The organism is Brevundimonas sp. MEB006b (genome assembly GCF_030209705.1).
Classification (GTDB): Bacteria; Pseudomonadota; Alphaproteobacteria; order Caulobacterales; family Caulobacteraceae; genus Brevundimonas.
The window spans coordinates 388,443-411,334 of record NZ_JARVRL010000006.1 but is presented as its reverse complement, the minus strand read 5'-3'; the positions used below and the strand labels follow the sequence as shown (position 1 = coordinate 411,334).

The 22,892-nt window shown below is 66.2% G+C and carries 26 protein-coding genes; 15 read left to right on the top strand and 11 right to left on the bottom strand.

From position 1 onward, the window contains the following. Positions 1-23: 23 nt before the first annotated feature. Both QRN13_RS11765 and QRN13_RS11760 read left to right on the top strand, forming a co-directional pair. Positions 24-1,931, top strand: a complete 1,908-nt coding sequence (locus QRN13_RS11765) for an ABC-F family ATP-binding cassette domain-containing protein (RefSeq protein WP_055754807.1) — start codon at positions 24-26, stop codon at positions 1,929-1,931. Beyond that, complete coding sequence (locus QRN13_RS11760) at positions 1,928-2,179, top strand: DUF2164 domain-containing protein (protein WP_284878049.1); 252 nt, start codon at positions 1,928-1,930, stop codon at positions 2,177-2,179. Before QRN13_RS11765 ends, QRN13_RS11760 begins: the two co-directional genes overlap by 4 nt. A gap of 81 nt (positions 2,180-2,260) precedes the next feature. Here the strand turns inward: QRN13_RS11760 and QRN13_RS11755 are convergent, their stop codons facing one another. Further along, complete coding sequence (locus tag QRN13_RS11755) at positions 2,261-2,482, bottom strand: DUF3126 family protein (protein ID WP_039243756.1); 222 nt, start codon at positions 2,480-2,482, stop codon at positions 2,261-2,263. A 72-nt stretch (positions 2,483-2,554) separates the two neighbouring features. Then, positions 2,555-3,754: an acetyltransferase domain-containing protein gene (locus QRN13_RS11750; protein WP_284878047.1), complete on the bottom strand. Its 1,200-nt coding sequence runs from the start codon at positions 3,752-3,754 to the stop codon at positions 2,555-2,557. 51 nt (positions 3,755-3,805) lie between these two features. Between QRN13_RS11750 and QRN13_RS11745 the strand changes: the two genes are divergently transcribed. Beyond that, on the top strand, positions 3,806-5,881 hold the full coding sequence (locus QRN13_RS11745) for a TonB-dependent receptor (RefSeq protein WP_284878046.1): 2,076 nt from the start codon (positions 3,806-3,808) through the stop codon (positions 5,879-5,881). Positions 5,882-5,888: 7 nt separating this feature from the next. On the opposite strand, the gene cysE is transcribed toward QRN13_RS11745, so the two are convergent. Both cysE and QRN13_RS11735 read right to left on the bottom strand, forming a co-directional pair. Continuing rightward, a complete protein-coding gene (gene cysE / locus QRN13_RS11740) occupies positions 5,889-6,716 on the bottom strand; it encodes a serine O-acetyltransferase (protein ID WP_284878044.1) in 828 nt (275 codons plus the stop codon). A 20-nt stretch (positions 6,717-6,736) separates the two neighbouring features. Continuing rightward, on the bottom strand, positions 6,737-7,363 hold the full coding sequence (locus tag QRN13_RS11735; RefSeq protein ID WP_284878043.1) for an NUDIX domain-containing protein: 627 nt from the start codon (positions 7,361-7,363) through the stop codon (positions 6,737-6,739). 45 nt (positions 7,364-7,408) lie between these two features. On the opposite strand from QRN13_RS11735, the gene QRN13_RS11730 reads away from it, so the two are divergent. Continuing rightward, complete coding sequence (locus tag QRN13_RS11730; RefSeq protein ID WP_284878042.1) at positions 7,409-8,002, top strand: nitroreductase family protein; 594 nt, start codon at positions 7,409-7,411, stop codon at positions 8,000-8,002. A gap of 72 nt (positions 8,003-8,074) precedes the next feature. After that, positions 8,075-8,737: a DedA family protein gene (locus tag QRN13_RS11725; protein WP_284878041.1), complete on the top strand. Its 663-nt coding sequence runs from the start codon at positions 8,075-8,077 to the stop codon at positions 8,735-8,737. Here the strand turns inward: QRN13_RS11725 and QRN13_RS11720 are convergent. Continuing rightward, entirely contained in the window at positions 8,709-9,581 is an 873-nt protein-coding gene (locus QRN13_RS11720) for a DUF817 domain-containing protein (RefSeq protein WP_492304118.1), read from the bottom strand. The two genes, QRN13_RS11725 and QRN13_RS11720, sit on opposite strands and share 29 nt — an antisense overlap. A 158-nt stretch (positions 9,582-9,739) precedes the next feature. Between QRN13_RS11720 and QRN13_RS11715 the strand changes: the two genes are divergently transcribed. Then, positions 9,740-10,507 carry an EAL domain-containing protein gene (locus QRN13_RS11715; protein WP_284878040.1) on the top strand — a complete coding sequence of 256 codons (768 nt, stop codon included), beginning with the start codon at positions 9,740-9,742 and terminating at the stop codon, positions 10,505-10,507. Between the two features lie 43 nt (positions 10,508-10,550). Here the strand turns inward: QRN13_RS11715 and queF are convergent, their stop codons facing one another. Beyond that, entirely contained in the window at positions 10,551-11,012 is a 462-nt protein-coding gene (gene queF, locus QRN13_RS11710) for a preQ(1) synthase (RefSeq protein WP_055805377.1), read from the bottom strand. Between the two features lie 473 nt (positions 11,013-11,485). Here queF and QRN13_RS11705 point away from each other — a divergent pair, with 473 nt between their 5' ends. From QRN13_RS11705 to QRN13_RS11685, 5 genes are all read left to right on the top strand, one after another. After that, complete coding sequence (locus QRN13_RS11705; RefSeq protein ID WP_017504659.1) at positions 11,486-12,418, top strand: NAD(P)H-dependent flavin oxidoreductase; 933 nt, start codon at positions 11,486-11,488, stop codon at positions 12,416-12,418. 38 nt (positions 12,419-12,456) lie between these two features. Continuing rightward, a complete protein-coding gene (locus tag QRN13_RS11700) occupies positions 12,457-13,173 on the top strand; it encodes a TorF family putative porin (RefSeq protein ID WP_284878039.1) in 717 nt (238 codons plus the stop codon). Positions 13,174-13,349: 176 nt separating this feature from the next. Then, positions 13,350-13,562 carry a cold-shock protein gene (locus QRN13_RS11695; RefSeq protein WP_008260450.1) on the top strand — a complete coding sequence of 71 codons (213 nt, stop codon included), beginning with the start codon at positions 13,350-13,352 and terminating at the stop codon, positions 13,560-13,562. 51 nt (positions 13,563-13,613) lie between these two features. Continuing rightward, complete coding sequence (locus tag QRN13_RS11690; protein ID WP_055754798.1) at positions 13,614-13,808, top strand: S1 domain-containing protein; 195 nt, start codon at positions 13,614-13,616, stop codon at positions 13,806-13,808. 23 nt (positions 13,809-13,831) lie between these two features. Continuing rightward, the gene (locus QRN13_RS11685; RefSeq protein WP_055754797.1) at positions 13,832-14,089 is read left to right on the top strand and encodes a hypothetical protein; all 258 of its coding nucleotides are present in this window, start codon (positions 13,832-13,834) and stop codon (positions 14,087-14,089) included. 2 nt (positions 14,090-14,091) lie between these two features. Here QRN13_RS11685 and QRN13_RS11680 read toward each other — a convergent pair whose 3' ends face one another. Beyond that, the gene (locus QRN13_RS11680) at positions 14,092-15,255 is read right to left on the bottom strand and encodes a cystathionine gamma-synthase (RefSeq protein WP_284878037.1); all 1,164 of its coding nucleotides are present in this window, start codon (positions 15,253-15,255) and stop codon (positions 14,092-14,094) included. A 4-nt stretch (positions 15,256-15,259) separates the two neighbouring features. Then, positions 15,260-16,660 (bottom strand): pyridoxal-phosphate dependent enzyme, encoded by a 1,401-nt coding sequence (locus tag QRN13_RS11675; RefSeq protein ID WP_165116099.1) that lies wholly within the window; start codon positions 16,658-16,660, stop codon positions 15,260-15,262. 118 nt (positions 16,661-16,778) lie between these two features. On the opposite strand from QRN13_RS11675, the gene rnr reads away from it, so the two are divergent. The 3 genes from rnr to QRN13_RS11660 are packed head-to-tail and all read left to right on the top strand — an operon-like array spanning position 16,779 to position 20,216. Further along, the gene (gene rnr, locus QRN13_RS11670) at positions 16,779-19,103 is read left to right on the top strand and encodes a ribonuclease R (protein ID WP_284878036.1); all 2,325 of its coding nucleotides are present in this window, start codon (positions 16,779-16,781) and stop codon (positions 19,101-19,103) included. Next, a complete protein-coding gene (locus tag QRN13_RS11665; RefSeq protein ID WP_284878035.1) occupies positions 19,100-19,801 on the top strand; it encodes an NUDIX hydrolase in 702 nt (233 codons plus the stop codon). The genes rnr and QRN13_RS11665 overlap by 4 nt, the downstream gene beginning before the upstream one ends. 1 nt (position 19,802) lies before the next feature. Beyond that, on the top strand, positions 19,803-20,216 hold the full coding sequence (locus QRN13_RS11660) for a DUF5990 family protein (protein ID WP_284878034.1): 414 nt from the start codon (positions 19,803-19,805) through the stop codon (positions 20,214-20,216). Positions 20,217-20,219: 3 nt separating this feature from the next. Here QRN13_RS11660 and QRN13_RS11655 read toward each other — a convergent pair whose 3' ends face one another. Continuing rightward, positions 20,220-20,786, bottom strand: a complete 567-nt coding sequence (locus QRN13_RS11655; RefSeq protein WP_284878033.1) for a hypothetical protein — start codon at positions 20,784-20,786, stop codon at positions 20,220-20,222. Between the two features lie 126 nt (positions 20,787-20,912). Between QRN13_RS11655 and rpmG the strand changes: the two genes are divergently transcribed. Beyond that, positions 20,913-21,080, top strand: a complete 168-nt coding sequence (gene rpmG / locus QRN13_RS11650; RefSeq protein ID WP_003164451.1) for a 50S ribosomal protein L33 — start codon at positions 20,913-20,915, stop codon at positions 21,078-21,080. Between the two features lie 75 nt (positions 21,081-21,155). On the opposite strand, the gene QRN13_RS11645 is transcribed toward rpmG, so the two are convergent. Next, positions 21,156-22,517: a PleD family two-component system response regulator gene (locus QRN13_RS11645; protein WP_055804472.1), complete on the bottom strand. Its 1,362-nt coding sequence runs from the start codon at positions 22,515-22,517 to the stop codon at positions 21,156-21,158. Further along, positions 22,514-22,879, bottom strand: coding sequence for a response regulator (locus QRN13_RS11640; protein WP_165118614.1), 366 nt, complete (start codon positions 22,877-22,879; stop codon positions 22,514-22,516). The genes QRN13_RS11645 and QRN13_RS11640 overlap by 4 nt, the downstream gene beginning before the upstream one ends. Between the last annotated feature and the right edge of the window lie 13 nt (positions 22,880-22,892).

Sequence of the window (22,892 nt, the reverse complement as noted above, 5' to 3'; positions counted from 1 at the left end):
CCAACCGAAGAACCTTCGCCGCAATGCTCCAGATCACCGACCTGACCTTCAACGCCTGGGGCCGCAAGTTTCTCGTGGACGCCTCCGTCAGCCTGCCGCCCGGCTCAAAGGTCGGTCTGGTCGGCCGCAACGGCATCGGCAAATCGACCCTGTTCAAGTTGATCCTGGGCGAGCTTCACGCCGCCGGCGACGAGATCAGCCTGCCCAAGACCGCCCGTATCGGCTCGGTGGATCAAGAGCATCCGGCGACCCCCGTCAGCGTCATCGACACCATCCTTGAGGCCGACGTCGAACGCCACACCCTGCTGGGCCGGCTTGAGACCGCCGAACCGGAAGAAATGGGCGAGATCTGGTCGCGCCTGATCGAGATCGACGCCGACGCCGCGCCCGCGCGCGCCGCCGAAATCCTGGTCGGTCTGGGCTTCGACCAGGAAAACCAGGCCCGACCGATGTCCGAGTTCTCGGGCGGTTGGCGGATGCGCGTCGCCCTGGCCGCCGCCCTGTTCGCCGAGCCGGACATGCTGCTGCTGGACGAACCGACCAACTACCTCGACCTGGAAGGCGCCCTGTGGCTGGAGGCGCGGCTAAAGAAATACCCGCACACCGCCCTTATCATCTCCCACGACCGCGAGATGCTGAACGAGGTTTGCACGCACATCCTGCACCTCGCGAACCACACCCTGACCCTCTACACCGGCAACTACGACGCCTTCGAAAAGGCCCGCGCCGAAAAGGCCCGGCTGCAGCTGTCGGCCAAGGCCAAGCAGGACGCCGAACGCGCCCACCTTCAGGCCTTCGTCGATCGCTTCAAGGCCAAGGCCTCCAAGGCCGCCCAGGCGCAGTCGCGCATGAAGCGGCTGGAGAAGATGCAGCCGGTCGCCACCACGATCGAGGAGCGCGTCGCCCCCTTCACCCTGCCCTCGCCGCCGCGTCCGCTGGCGCCGCCGTTGATCCGGCTGGAGCGGGCCAATGTCGGCTATGAGCCGGGCAAGCCGATCCTGCGCAATCTGAACCTGCGCATGGACCTGGACGACCGCATCGGCCTGCTGGGCGTCAACGGCGCCGGCAAGTCCACCTTCGCCAAGATGATCGCCGGAGCCCTGGACGTGTCCGAGGGCGAGCTTCACCGCGACAGGAAGATGCGCGTGGGCTGGTTCCACCAGCACCAGATCGAGGCGATGGACCCGACCGACACGCCGCTGGAGATCATCCGCCGCGCCATGCCGGACGCGCCCGAAAGCGCCCGCCGCTCCAAACTGGCCCAGTTCGGCCTGGGTTATGAGAAGCAGGAAACCACGGTCGACAGCCTGTCGGGCGGCGAGCGCGCGCGGCTGCTGCTGAACATGGTGGCGATGGACGCGCCCCACGTCCTGATCCTGGACGAACCGACCAACCACCTGGATATCGACAGCCGTCGCGCGCTGCTGGACGCGCTGAACGACTACAACGGCGCCGTCATCCTGATCACCCACGACCGCTCGCTGATGGAAATGGTGGCGGATCGCCTGTGGCTGGCCGCCGACGGCACGGTGAAACCCTTTGACGGCGACATGGACGACTACGCCAAGTTCGTCTTGGACCGCGCGAAACAGGCCATCGCCAAGCCTAGCCAGATCAAGAAGGAAGAGGCCAAGGCGAACTCAGGTGCCCCTCAAGCAGAGAGCGCCCGCGGCGCGAACGATAGGGGCAACAAGAAGCGATCCGGCCCCTCGCCCTCGACCCTGCGCCATGCGGTCAAGAAGGCCGAGGAGACCATGACCCGCCTGACGGCCGAGATCGCCCGCATCGACGACGACATGGCCACCGCCTCCGTCAGCAATCCCAAGGCCCTCGAAGGCCTGACCCGCGCCCGCGCCAAGACCGAGGCCGATCTGGCCGCCGCCGAAGCCGCCTGGGTCGCCGCCGAAGAAGCGCTCGCCGAAGTCGCATGAAACCGATCGAATTCTCCAAGGAAGAACGCGCGGCGATCACCGCCAAACTGCGCGACTACTTCGCCCGAGAACTGGATCAGGAATTCGGCCAGCTTCCGGCCGAGATGCTGCTGGACTTCATCGGGAAGGAGATCGGCGGCGCCTTCTACAATCGCGGCGTCCACGACGCCCAACAACTGGTCCAGCAGAAGGCCGAGGACATCGTCGAGGCGCTGTACGGCCTCGAACGCGCGGCCCCGACGCGCTGACCGGCCCGTATCGCTGAACGGGTCGGCCCAAACGAAAACCGCCCGGCGCATTCACGCCGAGCGGTCGGATCGGTCGGCGTTTTAGGCCGGAAGGTCTTCGGCCAAGATCGCCATTTCGAACATGAATGAACCTTCCTCGTCCTCATCCTCGAAGACGATGCCGATGAACTCGTCGCCGACATAGACCTCGGCCGAGTCATTCTGCTTGGGGCGGGCCTTCACGATGATGCCGCCGGTGTTGAAGGTGCGCTTGAGGTGGGCCTCGATGCGCTTCAGGTCGGTGTCTTTCACGGGGGGCCTCATGGTCTGGACGTTGGCGGCGGACCCTAGAGACATCGGCGGTTCAGGGAAACCGGCGCCGCGCATTTTCCCGCTTCAGAGATACTTCATCCACCATTGCGAACTGCGCCGCTTGACCCCGCCGAACCACCGGCAGGCGAACCAGCAAGGCACGGCGACCAGGCCCGCCAGCAACCACACCCAGCCGACGCCGGGCACGCCGAAGCCCTCGCCCTGATTGGCGCCGAACAACATCAGGGCCGCCAGGTTCAGCAGATGCAGCCCGTAGAGGTGGATCAGATAGAAGAACAGCGGCGCTCCGCCAAAGACCGCCAGCACGCCGACCAACCGAACCGGCGCCTTTTCCAGCCCCGCCAGGATCAGCGCGCCTATCCCCAGCGTCAGCAGCAGAAAATCGGCCGACGGCGGATATTTGGTCAGGTTGAGCACGCTCATCACCGTCTGGATCGGCGTCGCCTGCACGGCCCACGGCGCATCGCCATAGACATTGATCGCCCGCAGCACGACGAACAGAGCGAGCGCGCCCAGCCCCGTCAGCATCAGCCGCCTCAGCCGCGCCCGCTGCTCGCCTGCGAACCACGGCCCGATGGCGTAGCCCAAAGCCGCCACCCCGATCCACGGCAGAAGCGGATAGGAGGTCCTCGCCTGACCGCTCCACGGCAAATCGATGAAACCGCGATCATGCAGCACAGCCCAGATCGCATGGCCTGGCTGCCCTGCCGCGACGCTGATCGGGTCCAGCAGATTGTGACCCAGCACAATGACCAACCCCACGCCGATCAGCACCGCGCGCGGCAGATGCACCAGGGCCGCCAGCGCGATCATCGACAGGCCGATGGCCCAGATCACCTGCAGATAGATCAACTCGGGCGTAATCGAGAAGGTCCAGGCGAAGTTGACCACCGTCAGCTCCAGCACGACCAGAAACAGACCGCGTTTCAGCAGGAAGGCAGATGCCGCGCCGGCTCCGTTCCCGCCGCCCGCCTGCTTGGTTCCGTACAGCCAGGCCCCCAATCCCGTCAGGGCCACGAACACCGGCGCGCACAGATGGGCCGTCAGCCGGGTGAAGAACAACGCCGGCGAGGTCGTCTCCACATTCATCGGGTCCGAGACCTGGGCGTGGATGAAGAAGAACTCCCGCGCGTGATCGACCAGCATCAGCAGGATGACCAGCCCGCGCAGGGCGTCGATGGATCGGATCCGACCGACCGCACGACTTGGCGCGGCAGTCGAAGAAGCGGAGGCGGGAACAAGCGTTGCAGCGGTTGACATCATCAGGCGGAAGCGGATAGCCGATACAGTATAACATTTCAAACGGAGCCTGCCTTGTCCCTCCTTCTGAGCTGCGCCAGCGCGTGCCTGCTGGTCGCCGCCAACGCCCCCGCCCCCCTCGCTGTCGAGGCGGTCGAGCCTGAGACGGTGGGGGAGATCGTCGTTCTGGGACGCCGCTTGGCGCCGCGTGATCTGACCCTGGGCGCAGGATCGGTCACCGAGGCCATGTCGCCGTCCAGCCGCGCCATCGAGAACGATCTGATCAAGGCCGTGGGCGCGACGCGCCTTGCCGATGCGCTGGAACTGGTCAGCGGCGTCAGCCAGCAGAACAATCGCGGCGGCGTCATGGACAACTTCGCCATCCGCGGCTTCCTGGGCACGCCCGACGGCGGGGCGGAATATTACGTCGACGGCTTTCTGGCCAATCGCGGCATGGCCCCGCCTCGCGACCCAGCGACGTCCGAGCGGATCGAGGTGCTGAAGGGGCCGTCCGGCGCCCTGTTCGGCGACATCGACCCGGCCGGACGCATCAATATCGTTTCCAAGACCCCGCGCTTCGCCGCCGCCGCCGCTTTCACCGCCACGGTGGGATCATTTGGCCTGCGCCGCGGCGAACTGGACCTGACCGGCCCGATCAACGACTCCCTGGCCGGACGGCTTGTGGTGGCGGGCGAGACCTCGAACGGCTGGCGCGACTATGTCGGCCTGGACCGCACCGTGGTGGCGCCGTCCCTGACCTGGCGTCCCAACGATGATCTGCGGCTGACCTATGTGGGCGAGTTCACCACCTTCACGACCCTGTTCGACCGGGGGATGCCGGCGATCAACGGCGACGCCCTGTTCCTGCCGCCCTCGAACTACTACGGCGAGCCCGGCGACGGCGTGACCCGCTTCCGCAACGAACGGCATCAGATCACCGGCGAATACCGGATCAATGACGACTGGAGCCTGAACGGCGGCGTCGCCTGGCGCGGCGGCTCGCTGAAGGGCCTGTCCAGCGATCAGTCGCGCCTGGTCGGCGACCAGCTGTGGCGTCAGCGTCGCGGACGCGACTTCTCGGTCGAGGACCTGTCGGCCCGGCTCGAGCTGAACGGCGTGGTCGAGACGGGGCTGGGCGTTCACAACCTCGGTTTCGGGGTGAAGGCCTATCAGCTGACCTATGGCGAGAAGTGGCTGCGCATCAATCCGACCGCCGCCAATCCCTATCCGATCAACGTCCTCAATCCCGTCTATGGCGCGGTCACGCCGCCAACACCCCGGCCCTTCACCGACAATCTGGAAAGGCGCGACGTCGTCACCTTGTACGCCCAGGATCTGTGGGAGGTGAACGACCGTCTCAGCCTGCTGGCCGGCCTGCGTTTCGACGACTACGACCAGACCATCCGAAACAACCGCACCGGCGCCGTCGGCGAGGCCAGCGACACGCCCCTGAAGTACCGCCTCGCCGCCCGCTATCGCCTGACCGACAACCTGACCGCCCACGCCAGCTATGGTCAGTCGTTCGTGCTGAACTCGGGCACGGGCCGCGACGGCTCCGGCTTCGCGCCCGAGAATGGCAAGGGCTATGAGATCGGCCTGGCCGGGGCCTGGGACGGACTGGATTTGGCCGCCACCGTCTTCGACATCGAGAAGTCGAACATTCTGACGACCGATCCCGTCGATCCTAACTTCCTGGCCCCGGTCGGCAAGCTGACGACGCGCGGGATCGAACTGGACGGCGCCTTGAAGATCGACGACGCCTGGCAGGTGGTGGCCAACTACGGCTGGACCGACGCCAAGGCCGACGACAGCGCCTTCGCCACCGACGCCGTGCTGAACGTGCCCGAACATTCCGGCTCGCTGTTCGTGATCGGTCGCTTCCCCACTTTCCACGGCACGACCTGGTCATTCATGACCGGCGCGGCCTACGTCGGCGACCGGGCCGGCGGCCTGGCGCTCGGCGCGCCAGAACTGCCTGCCTATTGGAAGGCCAAAGCGGCGCTGGACTACGGACTGACGCCCCAGGTCACCGCCCGCGTCGAGGTCGACAACCTGTTTGACGAGCGTTACGCCGCCAGCTCCTACAGCGCCTTGTGGATCTACCCCGGCGCCCCGCGCAGCGTCCGCGCCTCGCTCAGGATCGCTCTGTGAGATCGGGTCAGATGACGAAGTCGTACACCACATCGGCCAGGGTGTGATCCATGGTCCGGGCCGGTTCGGCATTGGTCGGGCAGTTGACCAGCCGGGCCGGCACCCCCGCCACGGTGCAGCCGGACGGCACAGCCTTCAGCACCACCGAGCCGGACGCCACCTTGGCGTAGTCGCCGACATGGATATTGCCCAGCACCTTGGCCCCGGCGCCCAGCAGAACGCCCTTGCCGATCTTGGGATGGCGGTCGCCGCGCTCGGCGCCCGTCCCGCCCAGGGTCACCCCATGCAGCATCGACACGTCGTCGCCGACCACCGCCGTCTCGCCGATCACGATGCCCGTGCCGTGATCCAGAAACAGCCCTTTGCCCATCTGCGCGGCCGGATGGATGTCCAGCTGGAACAGTTCGGAAATCCGGCTCTGGAAGTGGAAGGCCAGCGTCTCGCGCCCTTGTCCCCACAGCCAGTGCGCTACGCGCCAGCCCTGCAAGGCCTGGAAGCCTTTGAAATACAGGAAGGGCTGCAACAGGTTGCGGATCGCCGGGTCGCGTTCGGCCACGGCCTGCAGATCGGCCTCCGCCGCCTCGACCATCGACGGATCGGCCTTGAACGCCGAGAGGCAGACCTCGCGCACCGACATGGCGCTCATCTCGCCGTCCGCCAGCTTGCGCGCGATCTGGAAGCTCAACGCGCCCGCCAGGTCGTCGTGCGACAGGATCACCGCATTCATCTGCGAGCCCAGTTGCGGCTCCTCGCGCGACGCCGCCTCGGCGGAGGCGCGCAGCTGACGCCACACGGTGTCCATTTCGAGTTCTGCGACGACTTCCAGCTTGGCCATGACCGGCTCCTTCGGCGACATCATACGCGCCCCAGCAAGGCGCGCGCCAGCGCCTCGGGAAGTTCGCCGTTCATCGCCATATGATAGGCCTTGTAGGCCGTCGCCACCGTCAGGCTGTCGCGCACCGTTCCCCGCCCGATCTCGTCCAGCAGATCGACAAACGGCACGCGGACCACGGCGATGATCTCGGTGGGATCGGGATCGGTCGGCGCAGGCGACAGGCCCCAGGCGATCCAGGTCATGCCGATCTCGTCGGTGATGGAGTTCGACATCTCGACCTTCAGCGCCGGCAGCCAATGCTCGGCCTGCAATCCCGCCTCTTCGGCCAGTTCGCGCCGGATGCCGTCGAACGGATTCTCGTCCAGCGGCGCACCGCCTTCGGGCATTTCCCAGCTGTAGTTGGCGTGGGCGAACCGCTGCTGGCCCACCAAAGTCACCGTTCCGTCGTCGTGGACGGGCAGGACGCCGGTCCCAACATTCTTGAACCGCACGACGGCATAGTCGGCCTTCATCCCGGTCGGCGCCGTCGCCGGATGCCGGGTCAGCGCCATCCAAGGGCTATCGAACACCGTCTCGGTTCCGTCGCTGCGCCACGCCGGCGGTTTCGCCATCCCCTCGGCCCATTTCGGTTCGTCGGATTTGCGCATGGGCCACCTATGGCGAAGACGCGGATGAAAGCCTAGCTAGACGGCATGGTCGCGCTCAACGAACCCCTGCCCCCGCCCGTTCCCTCGAAAGATTTTCGGGACCGCCTGGCCCAGCGGCGCTCCGCCCCGGCCCAGGCCCTGGTCGCGCCCGGCCCGTCCGAGGCGGAACTGGACGAGATTCTAACCCTGGGCGCCCGCACGCCCGACCACGGCAAGCTGTTCCCGTGGCGGTTCGTGGTCCTGGGCCCCCAATCGCGCGCCGACATCGCCGCCCGCCTCGCCGTGCTGGTCGAACTCAGGAACGGCCCGGCCAAGGATCAGGCCGTGCTGGCCAAGCTCACCGCCGCGCCCGTCACTATCCTGGTCGTCTCGACGCCGGTCGAAGGGTCCAAGCCGATCTGGGAGCAACAGCTGTCGGCGGGCGCGGTCTGCATGAACCTGGAACACGCGGCATCCGGCTTCGGCTATTCGTCCAGCTGGATCACCGACTGGTACAGCTACGATCCGCAAGGCGTCGCCCTGTTCGGCCTGACCGAGGGCGAGAGCGTCGCCGGCTTCATCCACATCGGCACGCTGAACGAACCGGCGCTGGAACGCCCGCGTCCCGACATGGCCGCCAAGGTCACACGCCTGCCGTAAGCGGGTGACATAAGGTCGCCCTACGTCGGTTTGACCTCGACCGACCCCGCCTTCCTCCCCCAAGGCCTTCGTATGGATTCCCTGTTGCAAGCCGTGGGCGATTTCGTCGCCCGCAACCATATGTGGGCCGGCGTCATGTTGGGCCTGGTCGTGTTCGTCGAGTCGCTGGCGGTCGTCGGCGCCTTCGTGCCCGCCACCGGCCTGCTGGTCGCGGCGGGCGGTCTGATCGCGGCCGGCGTGCTGGACCCCGTCAATGTCATCGTCGGCTGCGTCATCGGCGCGGTGATCGGCGACGCCATCTCCTACTGGGCCGGACGTCGACTGGGCGTGCGCTTCCTCCAGCGCCCGATGTTCACGGCGCACCGCCGCCGCATCGCCTGGACGCGGTTGTACTGCCGTCGCTACGGCGTCATGTCGATCTTCGTCGGCCGCTTCTTCGGGCCCTTGCGCGCCTTCGTGCCCCTGACCCTGGGCATGCTCAGGATGCGTCAGCGCGCCTTCCAGTTCGGCAATGTCACATCCGGGATCGTCTGGGTGCTGGCCATGCTGGCGCCGGGCTATCTCGCCGCCCAGGGCCTGGCGAAGATGGAAGTCCTCAGCGAGGCCCACGGCCCCACCCTTCTGATCGGCGCCCTCGCCGTGACCATCCTGATTGTCGCCGTGGCCTATCGCCTGGTGAAGGCCCGCATGAGCCGCAAGTCCGCCATCATGCGCGGGGCGTTACAGGGCCGCTAAGTTCCTCTTCCGGTCGGTGCACCAACGAGACCAGCACCACCGAAATGATCATCAGCAGGAACCAGCTGCCCAGCTTGGCCAGGGACACCATCTCCCACCCGTCGGCCTGCCCGGGATAGACCCAGGCCCGCCCCAGCGTGCCCAGGTTCTCGGCGAACCAGATGAATAGGGCCACCAAGCCGAAGCCCAACAGCAACGGCATCTTCAATCGCATCCGATCGACGGTGAAGAAGAACCAGCCTCGGCAGAACAAGAGGATCGTCAGCACAAATAGGACTTTTCGAAAATCCGGAAGCCAATGATGGGCGAAGAAGTTGATGTAGATCGCCGCCGCCAGCACCCAGGTCGTCCACAGCGGCGGATACCTCCGCACCCGAATATGGAAGATGCGCTGCACCCGCGCGATATAGCTGCCGACCGCCGCATACATGAAGCCGGAGAACAGCGGCACCGCCCCGATCCGCAGAAGACTGTCCTCGGGATAGACCCACGACCCGTGCGCGGTCTTGAACAGCTCCATGATCGTCCCCGCCACATGGAACAGGAAGATCACCCGCGCCTCTTCCCAGCTCTCCAGCCGGAAGATCAGCATCGCCGCCTGGATCACCACCGCCCCGACGGCCAGGAAATCGTAACGGGACACCGGCGCCCCCTCCGGCCAAAGCAGAAACGTTCCCAGGATCAGGGCCAGCATCAGCCCCCCGAACAGACACGCCCACCCCTGCTTCAGCCCGAACCACAGGAACTCATAGGCGTATCGACGCGGTCTGGTCCCATCCGCCCACGCCTCCGCCCGCGTCATCAGACGGCGCCCCCAGGCTTCGAGCGGAAGTGCGTGGTTCATCGCACTACCCGTGACGGCCCAGCGCGAAACTTCAAGAGCGGACGGCTCCCACGCCGCGGCGTCTCAACCGCACGAAAGGAACCCGAGAACGAATTTCCTTTTCGACATCAGTCTTTAACGCCTGCCGCCGTAGACTTGCCGGCCAGTAGGAGAAGCTTATGTCTTGCGCAGGCTGTAAGGATGGGGCGGGGTTTGACCTGCCGATCACCATGGCGTTCCAGCCGATCGTCGATGTGACGACCCAGACGGTCTTCGCCTACGAGGCTCTGGTGCGGGGCAAGGACGGCCGGGGCGCAGGCCAGGTTCTGTCGCATATCTCCCACGACAACCGCTATGCCTTCGATCAGCTGTGCCGCACGACCGCCATCGATCTCGCCGCCGGTCTGGATATGACGGCGGGCGGCGCCAGCCTGTCGATCAACTTCCTGCCCAACGCCGTCTATGAGCCGCGCGCCTGCATCCGCGCCACCCTGGCGGCGGCGATGCGCACCAACTTCCCGGTGGATCGGATCATCTTCGAGTTCACCGAGAGCGAGGTGATGGACACCGACCACATCCTCAACATCCTGCGATCCTATCGCGCCATGGGCTTCAAGACCGCCATCGACGACTTCGGCGCCGGCTATGCGGGTCTTGGCCTGCTCAGCCTGTTCCAGCCCGACATCGTCAAACTGGACATGGCCCTGGTTCGCGACATCGACACCAACACGGTCAAGCGCACCATCGTGCGCAACACGCTGAACATGCTGCGGGACCTGGCCATCCAGCCGGTCTGCGAGGGCATCGAAACCCTGGCCGAACACGATGTCCTGCGCGACCTCGGCGTCGATCTGATGCAGGGCTATCTGCTGGCGAAGCCGGCGCTGGAAGCCTTGTCTCCTGTCGCCTGGCCTGACCAGGCTGCGCCTGTGGCCCTAATGGCCTGATCGCGAAGCGCCCGCCGCTGAACGGCGGCCGCGCGACCTCTGACTATCCCCGCCCGCGATAGGTCGGCACGCCTTGGTCCGGCAGCCACAGCCCTTCGGGCGGCGCACCGGTCTGCCAGAAGACGTCGATCGGGATGCCGCCGCGCGGATACCAGTATCCGCCGATCCTCAGCCACTTGGGTTCCAGCAGGTCGGCCAGCTTGCGGCCGATCGCGACGGTGCAGTCCTCGTGGAAGGCGCCGTGATTGCGGAAACTGGTCAGATACAGCTTCAGGCTCTTGGACTCGACCAGCCAGTCGCCCGGCGCATAGTCGATGACGATGTGGGCGAAATCCGGCTGGCCCGTCACCGGGCACAGGCTGGTGAACTCCGGCGCCGTGAAACGGGCCAGATACAGCGTGTCCGCATGCGGGTTCGGCACCCGCTCCAGCACCGCCGTCTCGGGACTGGTCGGAGCGGCGGTCTGGGCGCCGAGCTGGCTGAGGTTGTCGGTGTAGTGGGTCATGCCGGGCATTTAGGCGCTTGCGACGCGTATGAAAATCCTCCTCCGCTCCACTTCCTTCTCCCATTGGGAGAGGGCTTGAGCGCACGGCGGCGTCAGCCGGCGTCATTGCGCGAAAGGATGAGGGTCGAACGGCGTGATCTGGCCAATCGACCGATCCTCATCCGGCTCTCCGGGCCACCTTCTCCCAACGGGAGAAGGAAGACGATCAGCCAGCCATCCTAATCCCGGACAACTACCCCTACCCTTTCAACGCCTTCGCGCCGGGCAGCGTCAATCGACCGATCCTCGATCCGGACCGTCGTATGATGGCCGGTTTTCACCCGCCGTCGCCGCCTGCCCGCTTTCACCCCGCCCCCGACCCGAGATTAGACGAATTAGACTCATTTTTTCGCGCCACCGTCTGAAATCCCCGCGATTGCCTTCCCCGGCGACAGCCCGCTAAGCGTAGCGAAAGACAACCAAAGGAGACGCCCGTGGCCATTCCCGCTTCGCTGCAAAAAGGTCTGATCCTGCCGATCATTTCGGCGCCGATGTTCCTGGTGTCCGGACCGGATCTGGTGGTCGAGGCCTGCAATGCGGGCGTGATCGGCACCTTCCCGTCGCTGAACCAGCGCACGACCGAGGGCTATCGCGAGTGGATTCATGAGATCAAAAGCCGGCTGAAGCCCGAGGCTGCGGCTTTCGGCGTCAATCACATCGTTCATCCGACCAACCCCCGGCTGATGGCCGACATGATGGTGTCGGTCGAGGAGAAGGTGCCGCTGATCATCACCTCCCTGGGCGCCGTGCGCGATGTGGTCGATGCGGTCCACGGCTACGGCGGTCAGGTCTTCCACGACATCGCCAACATTCGCCATGCGCGAAAGGCGGCCGAGGCGGGCGTCGATGGTCTGATCCTGGTCGCCAATGGCGCGGGCGGCCATGCGGGCATCATCAACCCCTTCGCCCTGGTCAATGAGGTCCGAAGCTTCTTCAAGGGGACCATCATCCTGTCGGGCGCGCTCTCGACGGGTCAGGACGTTGCGGCCGCCCTGATGCTGGGCGCCGACTTCGCCTATATGGGCACGCGCTTCATCAACACGACCGAGGCCATGGCCGCCGACGCCTACAAGCAGATGGTCATCGACAGCGGCGCGACCGACATCGTCCACACGCCCGCCGTGTCCGGCATCCCTGCCAACTTCATGAGCAAGTCGCTGATCGAAAACGGCATCGATCCGAAGACCTTGCCAGAGCACAAGCTGGACATGGGCGACGAGGCCAAGGCCTGGAAGACCGTCTGGTCCGCCGGCCAAGGCGCGGGCGCCATCCACGACGTCCTGCCGACCGCCGAACTGGTCGCGCGCCTGCGACAAGAGTTCGCTCAGGCCACGGAGGAATTCGCCATCAAGGCCGGAGCACGCTAAAGGCGGCGCCAATCCGCTTCTCTCGCGCTGGAGCCCCCATGATCCGCACGACCATCCTCGCCGCCCTCTCCGTCTCCGCGCTCGCCGTTGCGCTGCCGGCCGCCGCCCAGTCGGCGTCTGGGTCCGCCCCGACGTCCACGCGCGACGCCTGGTCCTTCGAACTGGGCGCGGGCACGGACAACCGCTCCAAGGATGCGTCCAAGTCCGGCAACGACGGCTACGCCTTCGGCTCGGCGACCTGGGAAAGCGCGGACGGCCTGTTCTACGTCGGCCCCGGCTTCCAGACGATCCAGGCCGGCGGCTCTAACGTCGAGGCCGAGTTCGTGGTCGGCTATCAGCCCGAGGCCTTCGGCTATCGGTTCGACTTCAACGTCGCCTACAAGAACCGCCTCGACGCCGAAGCCGGCTATGATCAGGACGCCTGGGAGATCACCGGCAACGCCAGCCGCTCGATCGGCCCGGCCAGCGCACGACTGCAAGTCCAGTATTCGCCCGACGCCGCCGGCTCGACCGACAGCTTCACCTGGGTCGAGGGCCGCCTGGGCTGGGACTTCACGCCCCAGCTGAACGGCACAGTCGCCGTCGGTCGTCGCGAGCAGAACGGCGCGCCCGATTACACCGGCTGGAACGCCGGCGTGACCTACGCCCTCACCGACGCCCTGGAACTGGACCTGCGCTACTACGACACCGACGCCCACACCTTCGGCGAACAGTATGAGGACGCCCTGGTCGCCAAGGTCGCCTACGCCTTCTGATCGCCAGCCCCTTGCGTAACGGTTGTCGGGCGCCCATCTAGGTCTGGTCGATCTCTCTGCGTAACGCCGCTGCTCCCTTTGCATCACGCACCGAGGTCCAAAAGCCGATCCCATTCAGACCCGACAGGCCGACCAGGGATCCCTCCCTGCGGTCAACGCCAGACGGAGGTCTCCAAATGGCTACCGGCACTGTAAAATGGTACAACCCCACCAAAGGCTACGGCTTCATCGCGCCCGATGACGGCGGCAAGGATGTCTTCGTCCACGCCTCGGCCGTCGAAACGTCGAGCGTCGGCTCGCTGAACGAAGGCCAGAAGATTTCCTACGAAATCGAGCGCGATTCGCGCTCCGGCAAAGAGTCCGCCGGTCGCCTTACGGCGGCGGAGTAGGACACGCTCCAAGCGTCCAACACGAACGAGCCAGCCCCGACCAGGGCCGGCGTGATCGCCTTCGACGGCGAGGTCATCAAACTGATGCCGCTCGGCGGCCGTCGCGTTCGCCTGGACAATGGCCACCTGATCACGGTCCTGCCCTCGCTGGGCGCCCAGACGGGCGTCTCGCTGCTGGGCGACCGCGTGACGGTGGAAATAGCCTTCAATCAGCTGAAGGGCTGGCGCCTGTCGCGCCAGCCCTGAGGCTTCTGCATACGGATGCCGACATGACCCCGCTCGCCGACATGATCCCCGCGATGACCGACGCCGACCTGACGACGCTGCGCGCCAACGCCGCCCGCCTGGTCGAACACGGCGCCTCGACCCAGGTCATGGCCGCCAGCGACATCATCCCGGTCATCGACACCGAAATGGCCCGCCGCGCGGCCCTGCCCAAGCCCGCAAAGGCCCCGGTCAAGCGCGCCGCCCCCAAGAAGAAGCTGCCGCCGGTCACCGGCCACCAGACAGCCCTTCCCTCCAGCTGAGATCAGCCCAGGGCCTGATTCAGATCCGCGACCAGGTCCTCGACGTTCTCGACCCCGACCGACAGCCGGATCAGGTTGTCGGTCACGCCGCCCGCCTCGCGCACCTCCTTGGGCACGCTGGCGTGGGTCATGATGGCCGGGTGGTTCACCAGGCTTTCGACCCCGCCCAGCGACTCCGCCAGGGTGAAGACCTGAACCCGTTCCAGCACCCGCTTCGTGCGCTCCAGATCGCCCTCCAGGATCACCGTCACCATCCCGCCGAAGCCGCCGCTCATCTGGCGCGCGGCCAGCTCATGCTGCGGGTGGGCGATCAGGCCGGGATAGATCACCTTGGCGATCCCCGCGCGCGTCTCCAGCCAGCGTGCGATGGTCAGCGCGTTCTCGCAGTGCGCCTTCATCCTCAGCGCCAGAGTCTTCAGCCCCCGGTTGGCCAGGAAGGCGTCGAACGGCCCCATGATCCCGCCGACCGAGTTCTGCAGGAACTTGATCCGCGTCGCCAGGTCGGGATCGCCCGTTACCAGCACCCCGCCGATGATGTCCGAATGGCCGTTCAGGTATTTGGTCGCCGAGTGCATCACCACGTCCGCCCCCAGGCTCAGCGGCTGCTGGCAGAACGGGGTCGCGAAGGTGTTGTCCACGACCAGCAGCAACCCATGCGCCTTGGCCACCTTCGACAGGGCGGCGATATCGGCCAGCTTCATCAGGGGATTGGTGGGCGTCTCGACCCACAGCATCTTGGTCTTGGGCGTGATCGCCGCCTCGACCGCCGCGATGTCGCTCAGGTCCACATAGGCGAAGTCCAGCCCCATGGTTCGCCTGCGCACCCGCTCGAACAGTCGCCATGAGCCGCCGTACAAGTCGTCGCCAGTGACGATGTGATCGCCCGCATCCAGCAGCTCCAGCGCGGTCGAGGTCGCCGCCATGCCCGAGCCGAAGCCGAACCCGTGCGTGCCGCCCTCCAGGTCCGCAATACAGGCCTCGAACGCCTCGCGCGTCGGGTTCTTGCCCCGCGCATACTCATAACCCTTGTTCAAGCCCGGGCTCTCCTGGGCGTAGGTCGAGGTGGCGTAGATTGGCGTCATCACCGCGCCCGTGGTCGGGTCAGGATTTTGGCCCGCATGGATGGCGCGGGTCGAAAAGCCCTGGCTGTTCTTCTTGTCGCTCATGGACTTACCGGTTCAGGCTGAGGTGGTTGATCAGGTCGGTGCGGGTGATCAGGCCGACGAACCGCTCTCCGTCCAGCACGATGGCCACGCGGTCGCGGTCGAAGACAGGGATCAGGGCGTCCAGCGGCTCATTGACCTGAAGCGTGTCCAGATCGCGCGTCATGGCTGAGGCCACCGGCTTGGCGAACCGTTCCTTTCGCGTGATCTCGTCGGTGTTCATGATGCGGATCAGGTCGCTTTCGTCCAGGATCCCGACTAGCCGGCCGTCTTCGATGATCGGCAGTTGCGATACGTCGGCGCCCTTCATCCGCTTGAAGGCGGTGTCCAGGGTATCGCCCGGCCCGGCGACGACGACGTCGCCCTTCTCGTATTTGCGGTTGATCAGGTCCGACAAGTCGCCGTGCAGCTCGCGCTCTCCCAGGCCCTGATCCGCCAGCCAGGCGTCGTTATAGACCTTGGACAGATATTTGGCCCCGGTGTCGCAGACGAAGGTCACGCAAGTCTTGGGCTCGGTCTGCTCGCGGCACCAGCGCAGGGCCGAGGCGATCAGGGTGCCGGACGACGAGCCGGCCAGGATGCCTTCCTTCAGCAGCAGTTCGCGCGCCGTGGCGATCGCCTCGGCGTCGGGGATCGAATAGGCCTTGTCGATCAGGCTCATGTCCGCCGTATCGGGCACGAAGTTCTGGCCGATTCCCTCGACGGTGTAGCTGCCTTCCGGCCCCGGCACGCCGTCGTTGACGATGCCGGCGAGGGTCGAGCCGACGGGATCGGCCAGGATGATCTGGGCCTTCGAGCCAACGCTCTTCAGAAACTGCGCCACGCCGGTGATCGTGCCGCCCGAGCCGATGCCGGCGACGAAGGCGTCGATGTCGCCGCCCGTCTGCTCCCAGATTTCGGGGCCCGTCGTATTCACATGGGCCTCGGCGTTGGCGGCGTTGGCGAACTGGTTGACGTAGAAGCCGCCGGGAATGCCTTGGGCCAGACGCTCGGCCATGTCGGTGTAATATTCCGGATGGCCATGCGGGACGTCCGAACGCGTCAGACGAACATCGGCGCCCATCGCCCTGAGATGCTGGATCTTTTCCTTGGACATCTTGTCCGGGATGACCAGAAGCACCTTATACCCCCGGGCCCGACCGACCAGCGTCAGCGCCAGGCCGGTGTTGCCCGCCGTCGCCTCCACGATGGTGCCACCTTCCTTCAGGAAGCCTTCGCGCTCGGCGGCGTCCAGCATCGAGATGGCGATCCGGTCCTTGATCGAACCGCCGGGGTTCTGGGACTCCAGCTTCAGCAGCAGGCGGCACGGGCCGGTGTCGATCTTCGTCACCTCCACCATCGGCGTCTTGCCGATCAGATCCAGCGGCGACGAGACGGTCGCGCTCAGGGCGGGGGCGGTCAGGGACATCGAAAACTCCATTCGGGGCGGGCGGAAGCTGAAGCCCCGCCTTCACATGGTCAACTCACGCAAGATTTGACCCCTCAAGATTTACTCAAGGGCGCGGTTACGCGCTACGAAAGACATAATGACCAAATCATCCAAGAGGCCGCCTGCCGGCCTCCCCGACAAAGCTGCCCTCGTCGCCTTTCTGCGCGAGGCCGGATCGGCCGAGAAGACCGACATCGCGCGCCATTTCGGCCTGAAGGGCGGCGACCGCCGGGCCCTGCGCGAAATGATCCGCGAACTGGAAGCCGAAGGGCGACTGGGCAAACGCGGCCGCAAGGGCTTTTCTGAAGCTGGCGCCCTGCCCCCCGTCGGCGTCGCCGATGTGATCGAACGCGACGGCGATGGCGAACTGTATGTGCGCCTGGTCGAGGCCAGTCCCGACGCCCCGCGCGCCATTCTGATGCCCGACAAGTCCAAGGCCGCCCCTGGCCTGGGCGATCGCGTGCTGGTGAAATTCCAGCGCGGCGACGAGGGCTGGGAAGCCCGGCTGATCAAGAAGCTGGATGTCGGCTCCAACCGCGTCCTGGGCGTGATCCGCAAGTCGGCGCGCGAAACCCGCGTCGAGCCGGTCGATCGCCGCTCCAAGGACGTACTGCTGGTGCCCCAGGCCCAGTCCGGCGACCTGCGTGACGGCGATCTGGTTCTGGCCGCCATTGAGAAGGGCGACCAGCGCTATGGTCCCAAGCGCGGCAAGATCCTGGAGCACATCGGCAAGGAGGATGATCCCCGCGCCGCCTCCCTGATCGCCATTCACGCCCACGGCGTCCCGACCGGCTTCTCCGAAGCGGTCGAACGCGAGGCCGAGGATCAGACCCTGCCGACGCTGAAGGGCCGCGAGGACCTGCGCGAGGTCCCCTTCATCACCATCGACCCCGCCGATGCGCGCGACCACGACGACGCCGTCTATGCGGCGCGCGATGAGGATCCGAAGAATGAGGGCGGCTGGATCGTCTGGGTCGCCATCGCCGACGTCGCCGCCTACGTCCGCCCCGGCAGCCAGCTGGACCGCGAGGCGCGCGACAAGGGCAACTCGACCTATTTCCCCGATCGCGTCGAGCCGATGCTGCCGGAAGTGCTGTCGAACGGTCTGTGCAGCCTGAAGGAGGGCGAGAACCGCGCCTGTCTCGCCGTGCGGATGGTCTTCGACAAGGACGGACGAAAGACCGGCCACCGGTTCGTGCGCGGCCTGATGCGGTCGCACGCCAAGCTCAGCTACGAGCAGGCGCAGGCCGCCATTGATGGGCAAACTGACGACACGACCGGCCCGATCATGGAGGCGATCCTCTATCCGCTGTGGAACGCCTATCACGCCATGCTGAAGGGCCGGCTGAAGCGCAGCCCGCTGCAGATCGAATCGGCTGAACGCCGCATCCGCATGGCGCCCGCCAATGAACAAGGAGGGGGCGGCATCGCCTCCATCGAAAAGCGCGCTTCGCTGGAGGCGCACCGGCTGATCGAAGAGATGATGATCCAGGCCAACGTCTGCGCCGCCGAAACGCTGGAGCAGAAGAAGACGCCGCTGATCTATCGCGTGCACGACGCGCCCAGCCAGGAGAAGATCTTCAACCTGGCCGACTTCCTGTCGACCATCGGCAAGCCTTGGAACAAGGGCGAGCCCGGCACGACCAAGCGGTTCAACAAACTGCTGGACGAGACCCGCGACACCGAACACGCCGATGTCGTCAACGAGGTGGTCCTGCGCAGCCAGATGCAGGCGATCTACTCCCCCGAGAACATCGGCCACTTCGGCCTGAACCTGGATCGCTATGCCCACTTCACCTCGCCGATCCGGCGCTATTCCGACCTGATCGTCCACCGCGGCCTGATCCGGGCTCTGGGCTTGGGTAAGGACGGACTGACCGACCGCGAGATCGCCGAACTGCCGGCCATCGCCGAGGGCGTGACCATGACCGAGCGCCGGTCGATGGCCGCCGAGCGCGATGCCATGGACCGCTATATCGCCGCCTATCTGGAAGAGCACGTCGGCGCGACCTTCGCCGGGCGGATCACCGGCGTGACGCGGTTCGGCCTGTTCATTCGTCTGGAGGACACGGGCGCGGACGGCCTGGTGCCCGTCTCCACGCTCGGCAGCGAATACTTCACCCACGACGACCGCGCCCACGCCCTGGTCGGCGAACGCACCGGCAAACGCTTCACCCTGGGCCGGATGGTCGAGGTCACGCTGCGCGAAGCCACGCCCGTTACCGGCGGCCTGGTGTTCGAAATGCTCAGCGAGCCCGAACCCCGCGATCCCAACGCCCCCGCGCCCCGCTATGGCATTCGCGGACGCGGGGGTGACGGCCCGCCGATGCGCGGCAAGAACCGCCCTGGCGGCCCCAAGCCCCGCAACGGCTCCAAACCCTCCGGCGGCCTGAAGGGCGTGAGGAAGGGCAAGCGCAAGTGACCCCTTTCGACGCCGCTCAGGATCTGGCCGACACCCCGCGTGTCGGCGGGGCTCAGCGGCCGAAGGATGCGGCGACGCTGATCTTGACGCGCGGCCGCGATCGGCCCGAGGTGCTGATGGGGCGGCGCGCGCCGGGGCATGTGTTCATGGCGTCGAAATGGGTGTTTCCGGGCGGGCGGATCGATCGCAGCGACTTCACCGCCGCCGCGACGGGTGAGTTGTCGGGCGAGGTTGCGCGGCGATTGGAAGGCGAACTGCCCGCTCGCCGTGCGCGCGCCCTGGCCCTGACAGCGGTGCGCGAGACGTTCGAGGAGACAGGGCTGATTCTGGGGCGGCCGGCGCCCCGCGCCTCCGTCGCCGGACCGTGGCGCGAGTATCGTCAGGCGGGCGCCCTGCCCGATTTGTCGGTCCTGTCCTACATCGCCCGCGCCATCACGCCGCCGGGCCGCACGCGGCGGTTCGACGCGCGGTTCTTCATGGCCCCGGCCGAGGCCCTGCTGACACCCGAACCGACCGCCGGGTCGGGCGAACTGGACGAGATCGCCTGGCTGCCGTTGGACGAGGCGCGCGCACTGGACCTGCCCGCCATCACCCGGTTTGTGCTGGGTGAACTGGCCGAGCGGTTGGAACACCCAAACCGCCCCCTGCCCTTCGTGCGGATGGTGCGGGGTCGGCACACGGTCGAGCACAGGGACTGACGTGGCTGGAACGACGATCACCCTGCGCCTGACGATCGCCGATCCGGTCGCGGGCGTCGCCTACAGCCTGCAGGACAAGGCGAACATGCCGGTCGAGCTGCGCATCGCCGCAGACGGCCCGATCAGCTTCGACGCGCCCGTCACCCTGTCCGAGGATGGCCGCCTGACCGGCCCCTTCGTGCGGCGCGAGGGCGCTACGCGGCGGTTCGTCTATGTCGCGATCGGCACGTCGGCAGGCCAGCACGCCAGCGAATGGAGCCGACGCGCCAAGATCGACGTCCACGACATTCCGCCCGATCTGCTGGCCCAGGCGCGCCAAGGCGAGGTGCTGGAAGTCGTTTTGCCCGGCCGCGCCAAGGACGGCGGCCCCGCCTGCGCCACCGTGCGGCCGATCCAGGCCTGGCGCGTCGTTTGATCCTTAGTCGGCGATCGGCTTGGTCAGGTCGAACTCGACGCGGAAATACCGGTTGGGACGACGCAGTTCGTAGGCGAACATCCGGTCGGGGTGAACCTCCATCGCCCAGATATTGGTGGTCGAGACCGCCGCGTCATTGGCGTTGAACAGGGCGGTCGATTCGGCATCGACCGGGAATTGCTGACGCTCGGCCGTGCCCGCGTTGATCGTATCGCCGCCATACCAGTGCAGCATGTCGGTCGTCCCATCCGCGTGGCGGTGATCGTGCTTCAGCCGAAGGCCAGCGTCCGTTTTCGTGACGACCCAAGTCCGCGAACGATCCGACCCCACGGCGAAGGGAATACGCACCTCGTCCGGCGAACAGTCGCGAACATGCATGACCAGCCGCTCGCTGGCGAACCTGGCGTCGGCGGCGTCGGTGGTGACGACATTGCCTTCGAATCGTTGGCCGCACAGGGCGTTCAACCGCGCCATGAAATCGTCCTGGGACTGAGCCGGATCGGCCGTTGCGACGCCGACGCATGACAAGGACATCAGGGCCGCAGCGGCCAGCAGGGATGCGATTTTCATGCGGTCAGACTATATGTGCGTTCCGCCTCATCAACGTGGCATCGCGCCCGTTGACTTTGGGGCGATCCTGAGTATGTTCCGCGCCTCTTATTTTAAGCGGCTTTCGCCGTCGCAGAGGTAATTCCGATGGCCAAACCGGCTTCCATCAAGATCCGCCTGAACTCCACGGCCGACACCGGCTTCTTCTATGTCACCAAGAAGAACGCCCGCACCATGACCGAGAAAATGGTCGTCAAGAAGTACGATCCCGTCGTGCGCAAGCACGTCGAGTTCAAGGAAGGCAAGATCAAGTAAGTCCTTGATCCGCTGAGAATTGAAAACGCCCGGCTGGTCTCCAGCCGGGCGTTTTTCGTTGTCTGGACGCCCTTGTTACGCCGCCTTGGCGATGACCCGGTTGCGGCCGGCGGCCTTAGCCTCATAGACCCCTTCGTCGGCGCGCTTCAGCAAGCCCTCGGGCGTATCGCCGTCGCCGGTCGTGGCGGCCACGCCGATCGAGATGGTGATGGTGATCTGCTCTTTGCCACCCATGACGCGGAACGGCGCGGAGGCGACGTCGCGGCGAATCCGTTCGGCGACACGGCCGGCGTCTTCCAGACTGGCGCCCGGCATGACCACCACGAACTCCTCCCCGCCCATGCGGCATGGCAGGTCCACGGCCCGGACATTGGTGGCCAGGCGCACGGCGAACTCCACCAGCACCTCATCGCCAGCGTCGTGGCCGAAGCTGTCGTTGACCGACTTGAAGTGGTCGATGTCCAGAACCAGCACGGCCACCTGGGCCCCGCCTTGGGCCGCACGACCCACCAGCGCCTGCAACTGGCCGGTCATGTAGCGCCGATTGTGCAGACCGGTCAGGGCGTCGGTGACGGCCATTTCCATGCTGCTGTCCAGCTTCTGGCGCAGGAAGTCGGTGTAGCGTTTGCGTCGGATCTGGGTGCGAACCCGCGCCGAGAGTTCTTCGGTATCGACTGGGCGCGGCAGGATGTCGGCGGCGCCCAGTTCCAGCGCCTTGATCATGCGCGGCCGTTCGGTCGGCTCCACGATCGCCAGGATCGGCGCGCGGCGGGCATCGCCCGACTTGGCCTGAGCGACGATCCGAAGCCCGTCGAAGCTCGCGGCGGCGACGTTGACGATGATCAGGTCCAGCGCCCCCTTGGCCGCGACCAGCGCCGCCTCGGGATCGGTTTCGATGGCGACGCGATGTTCGCCGCCCAGTTCCTGGGCGATCTTCTCGGCCTGACGCTGGTCGTCATCGACGATCAGAACGCGCCCGCCCTCGCTACGCAGCCGCGCAGCATTGTCCGAATCGACGCCCAGGCGACGGCCGCTTTCCTCGCGCTCGCGCAGCTCGTCCATGACGTGCTTCAGCCGCGTCAGCGACTTGACCCGCGCGAACAGGATGACGTCGTCGATGGGCTTGGTCAGGAAGTCGTCGGCTCCGGCCTCCAGCCCCTTGATCCGATCCTCGCGCCCGTCCAGCGCCGTGACCAGCACGACGGGGATATGGCGCGTCTCGGCCTGGGCCTTCAGCCGTCGGCACGTCTCGAACCCGTCCATGCCGGGCATCATGACGTCCAGCAGGATCAGGTCCGGCTGGTGCTCGGCGGCGATGGTCAGGGCCGACGCGCCGTCGTTGCAGGTCAGCACATCGTAATATTCGATGGTCAGCTTGGCTTCGAGCAGGCGGACGTTCACGTCCACATCGTCGACGACGAGGATACGGGCGCTCATCCGAGGTGCTGCCGGATGGTTTCGAGGAAATGCATGACCGAGATCGGCTTGGAGATATAGGCCTCGCACCCGCCCTGACGGATCCGCTCCTCATCGCCCTTCATGGCGAAGGCGGTGACGGCGATGACGGGGATGTGGTTCAGCTCGTCGTCGTCCTTCAGCCATTTGGTGACCTCCAGGCCCGAGATTTCAGGCAACTGGATATCCATCAGGATCAGGTCGGGATGATGGGCGCGCGCCAAGGCGAGCGCCTGCAAGCCCTCGCGGGTCTGCAGGGTCTCATAGCCCTGGGAATCGAGCAGATCATGAAAAAGCTTCATGTTCAGCTCGTTATCCTCGACGATGAGGACTTTCTTGGACATCATCACCTGACCT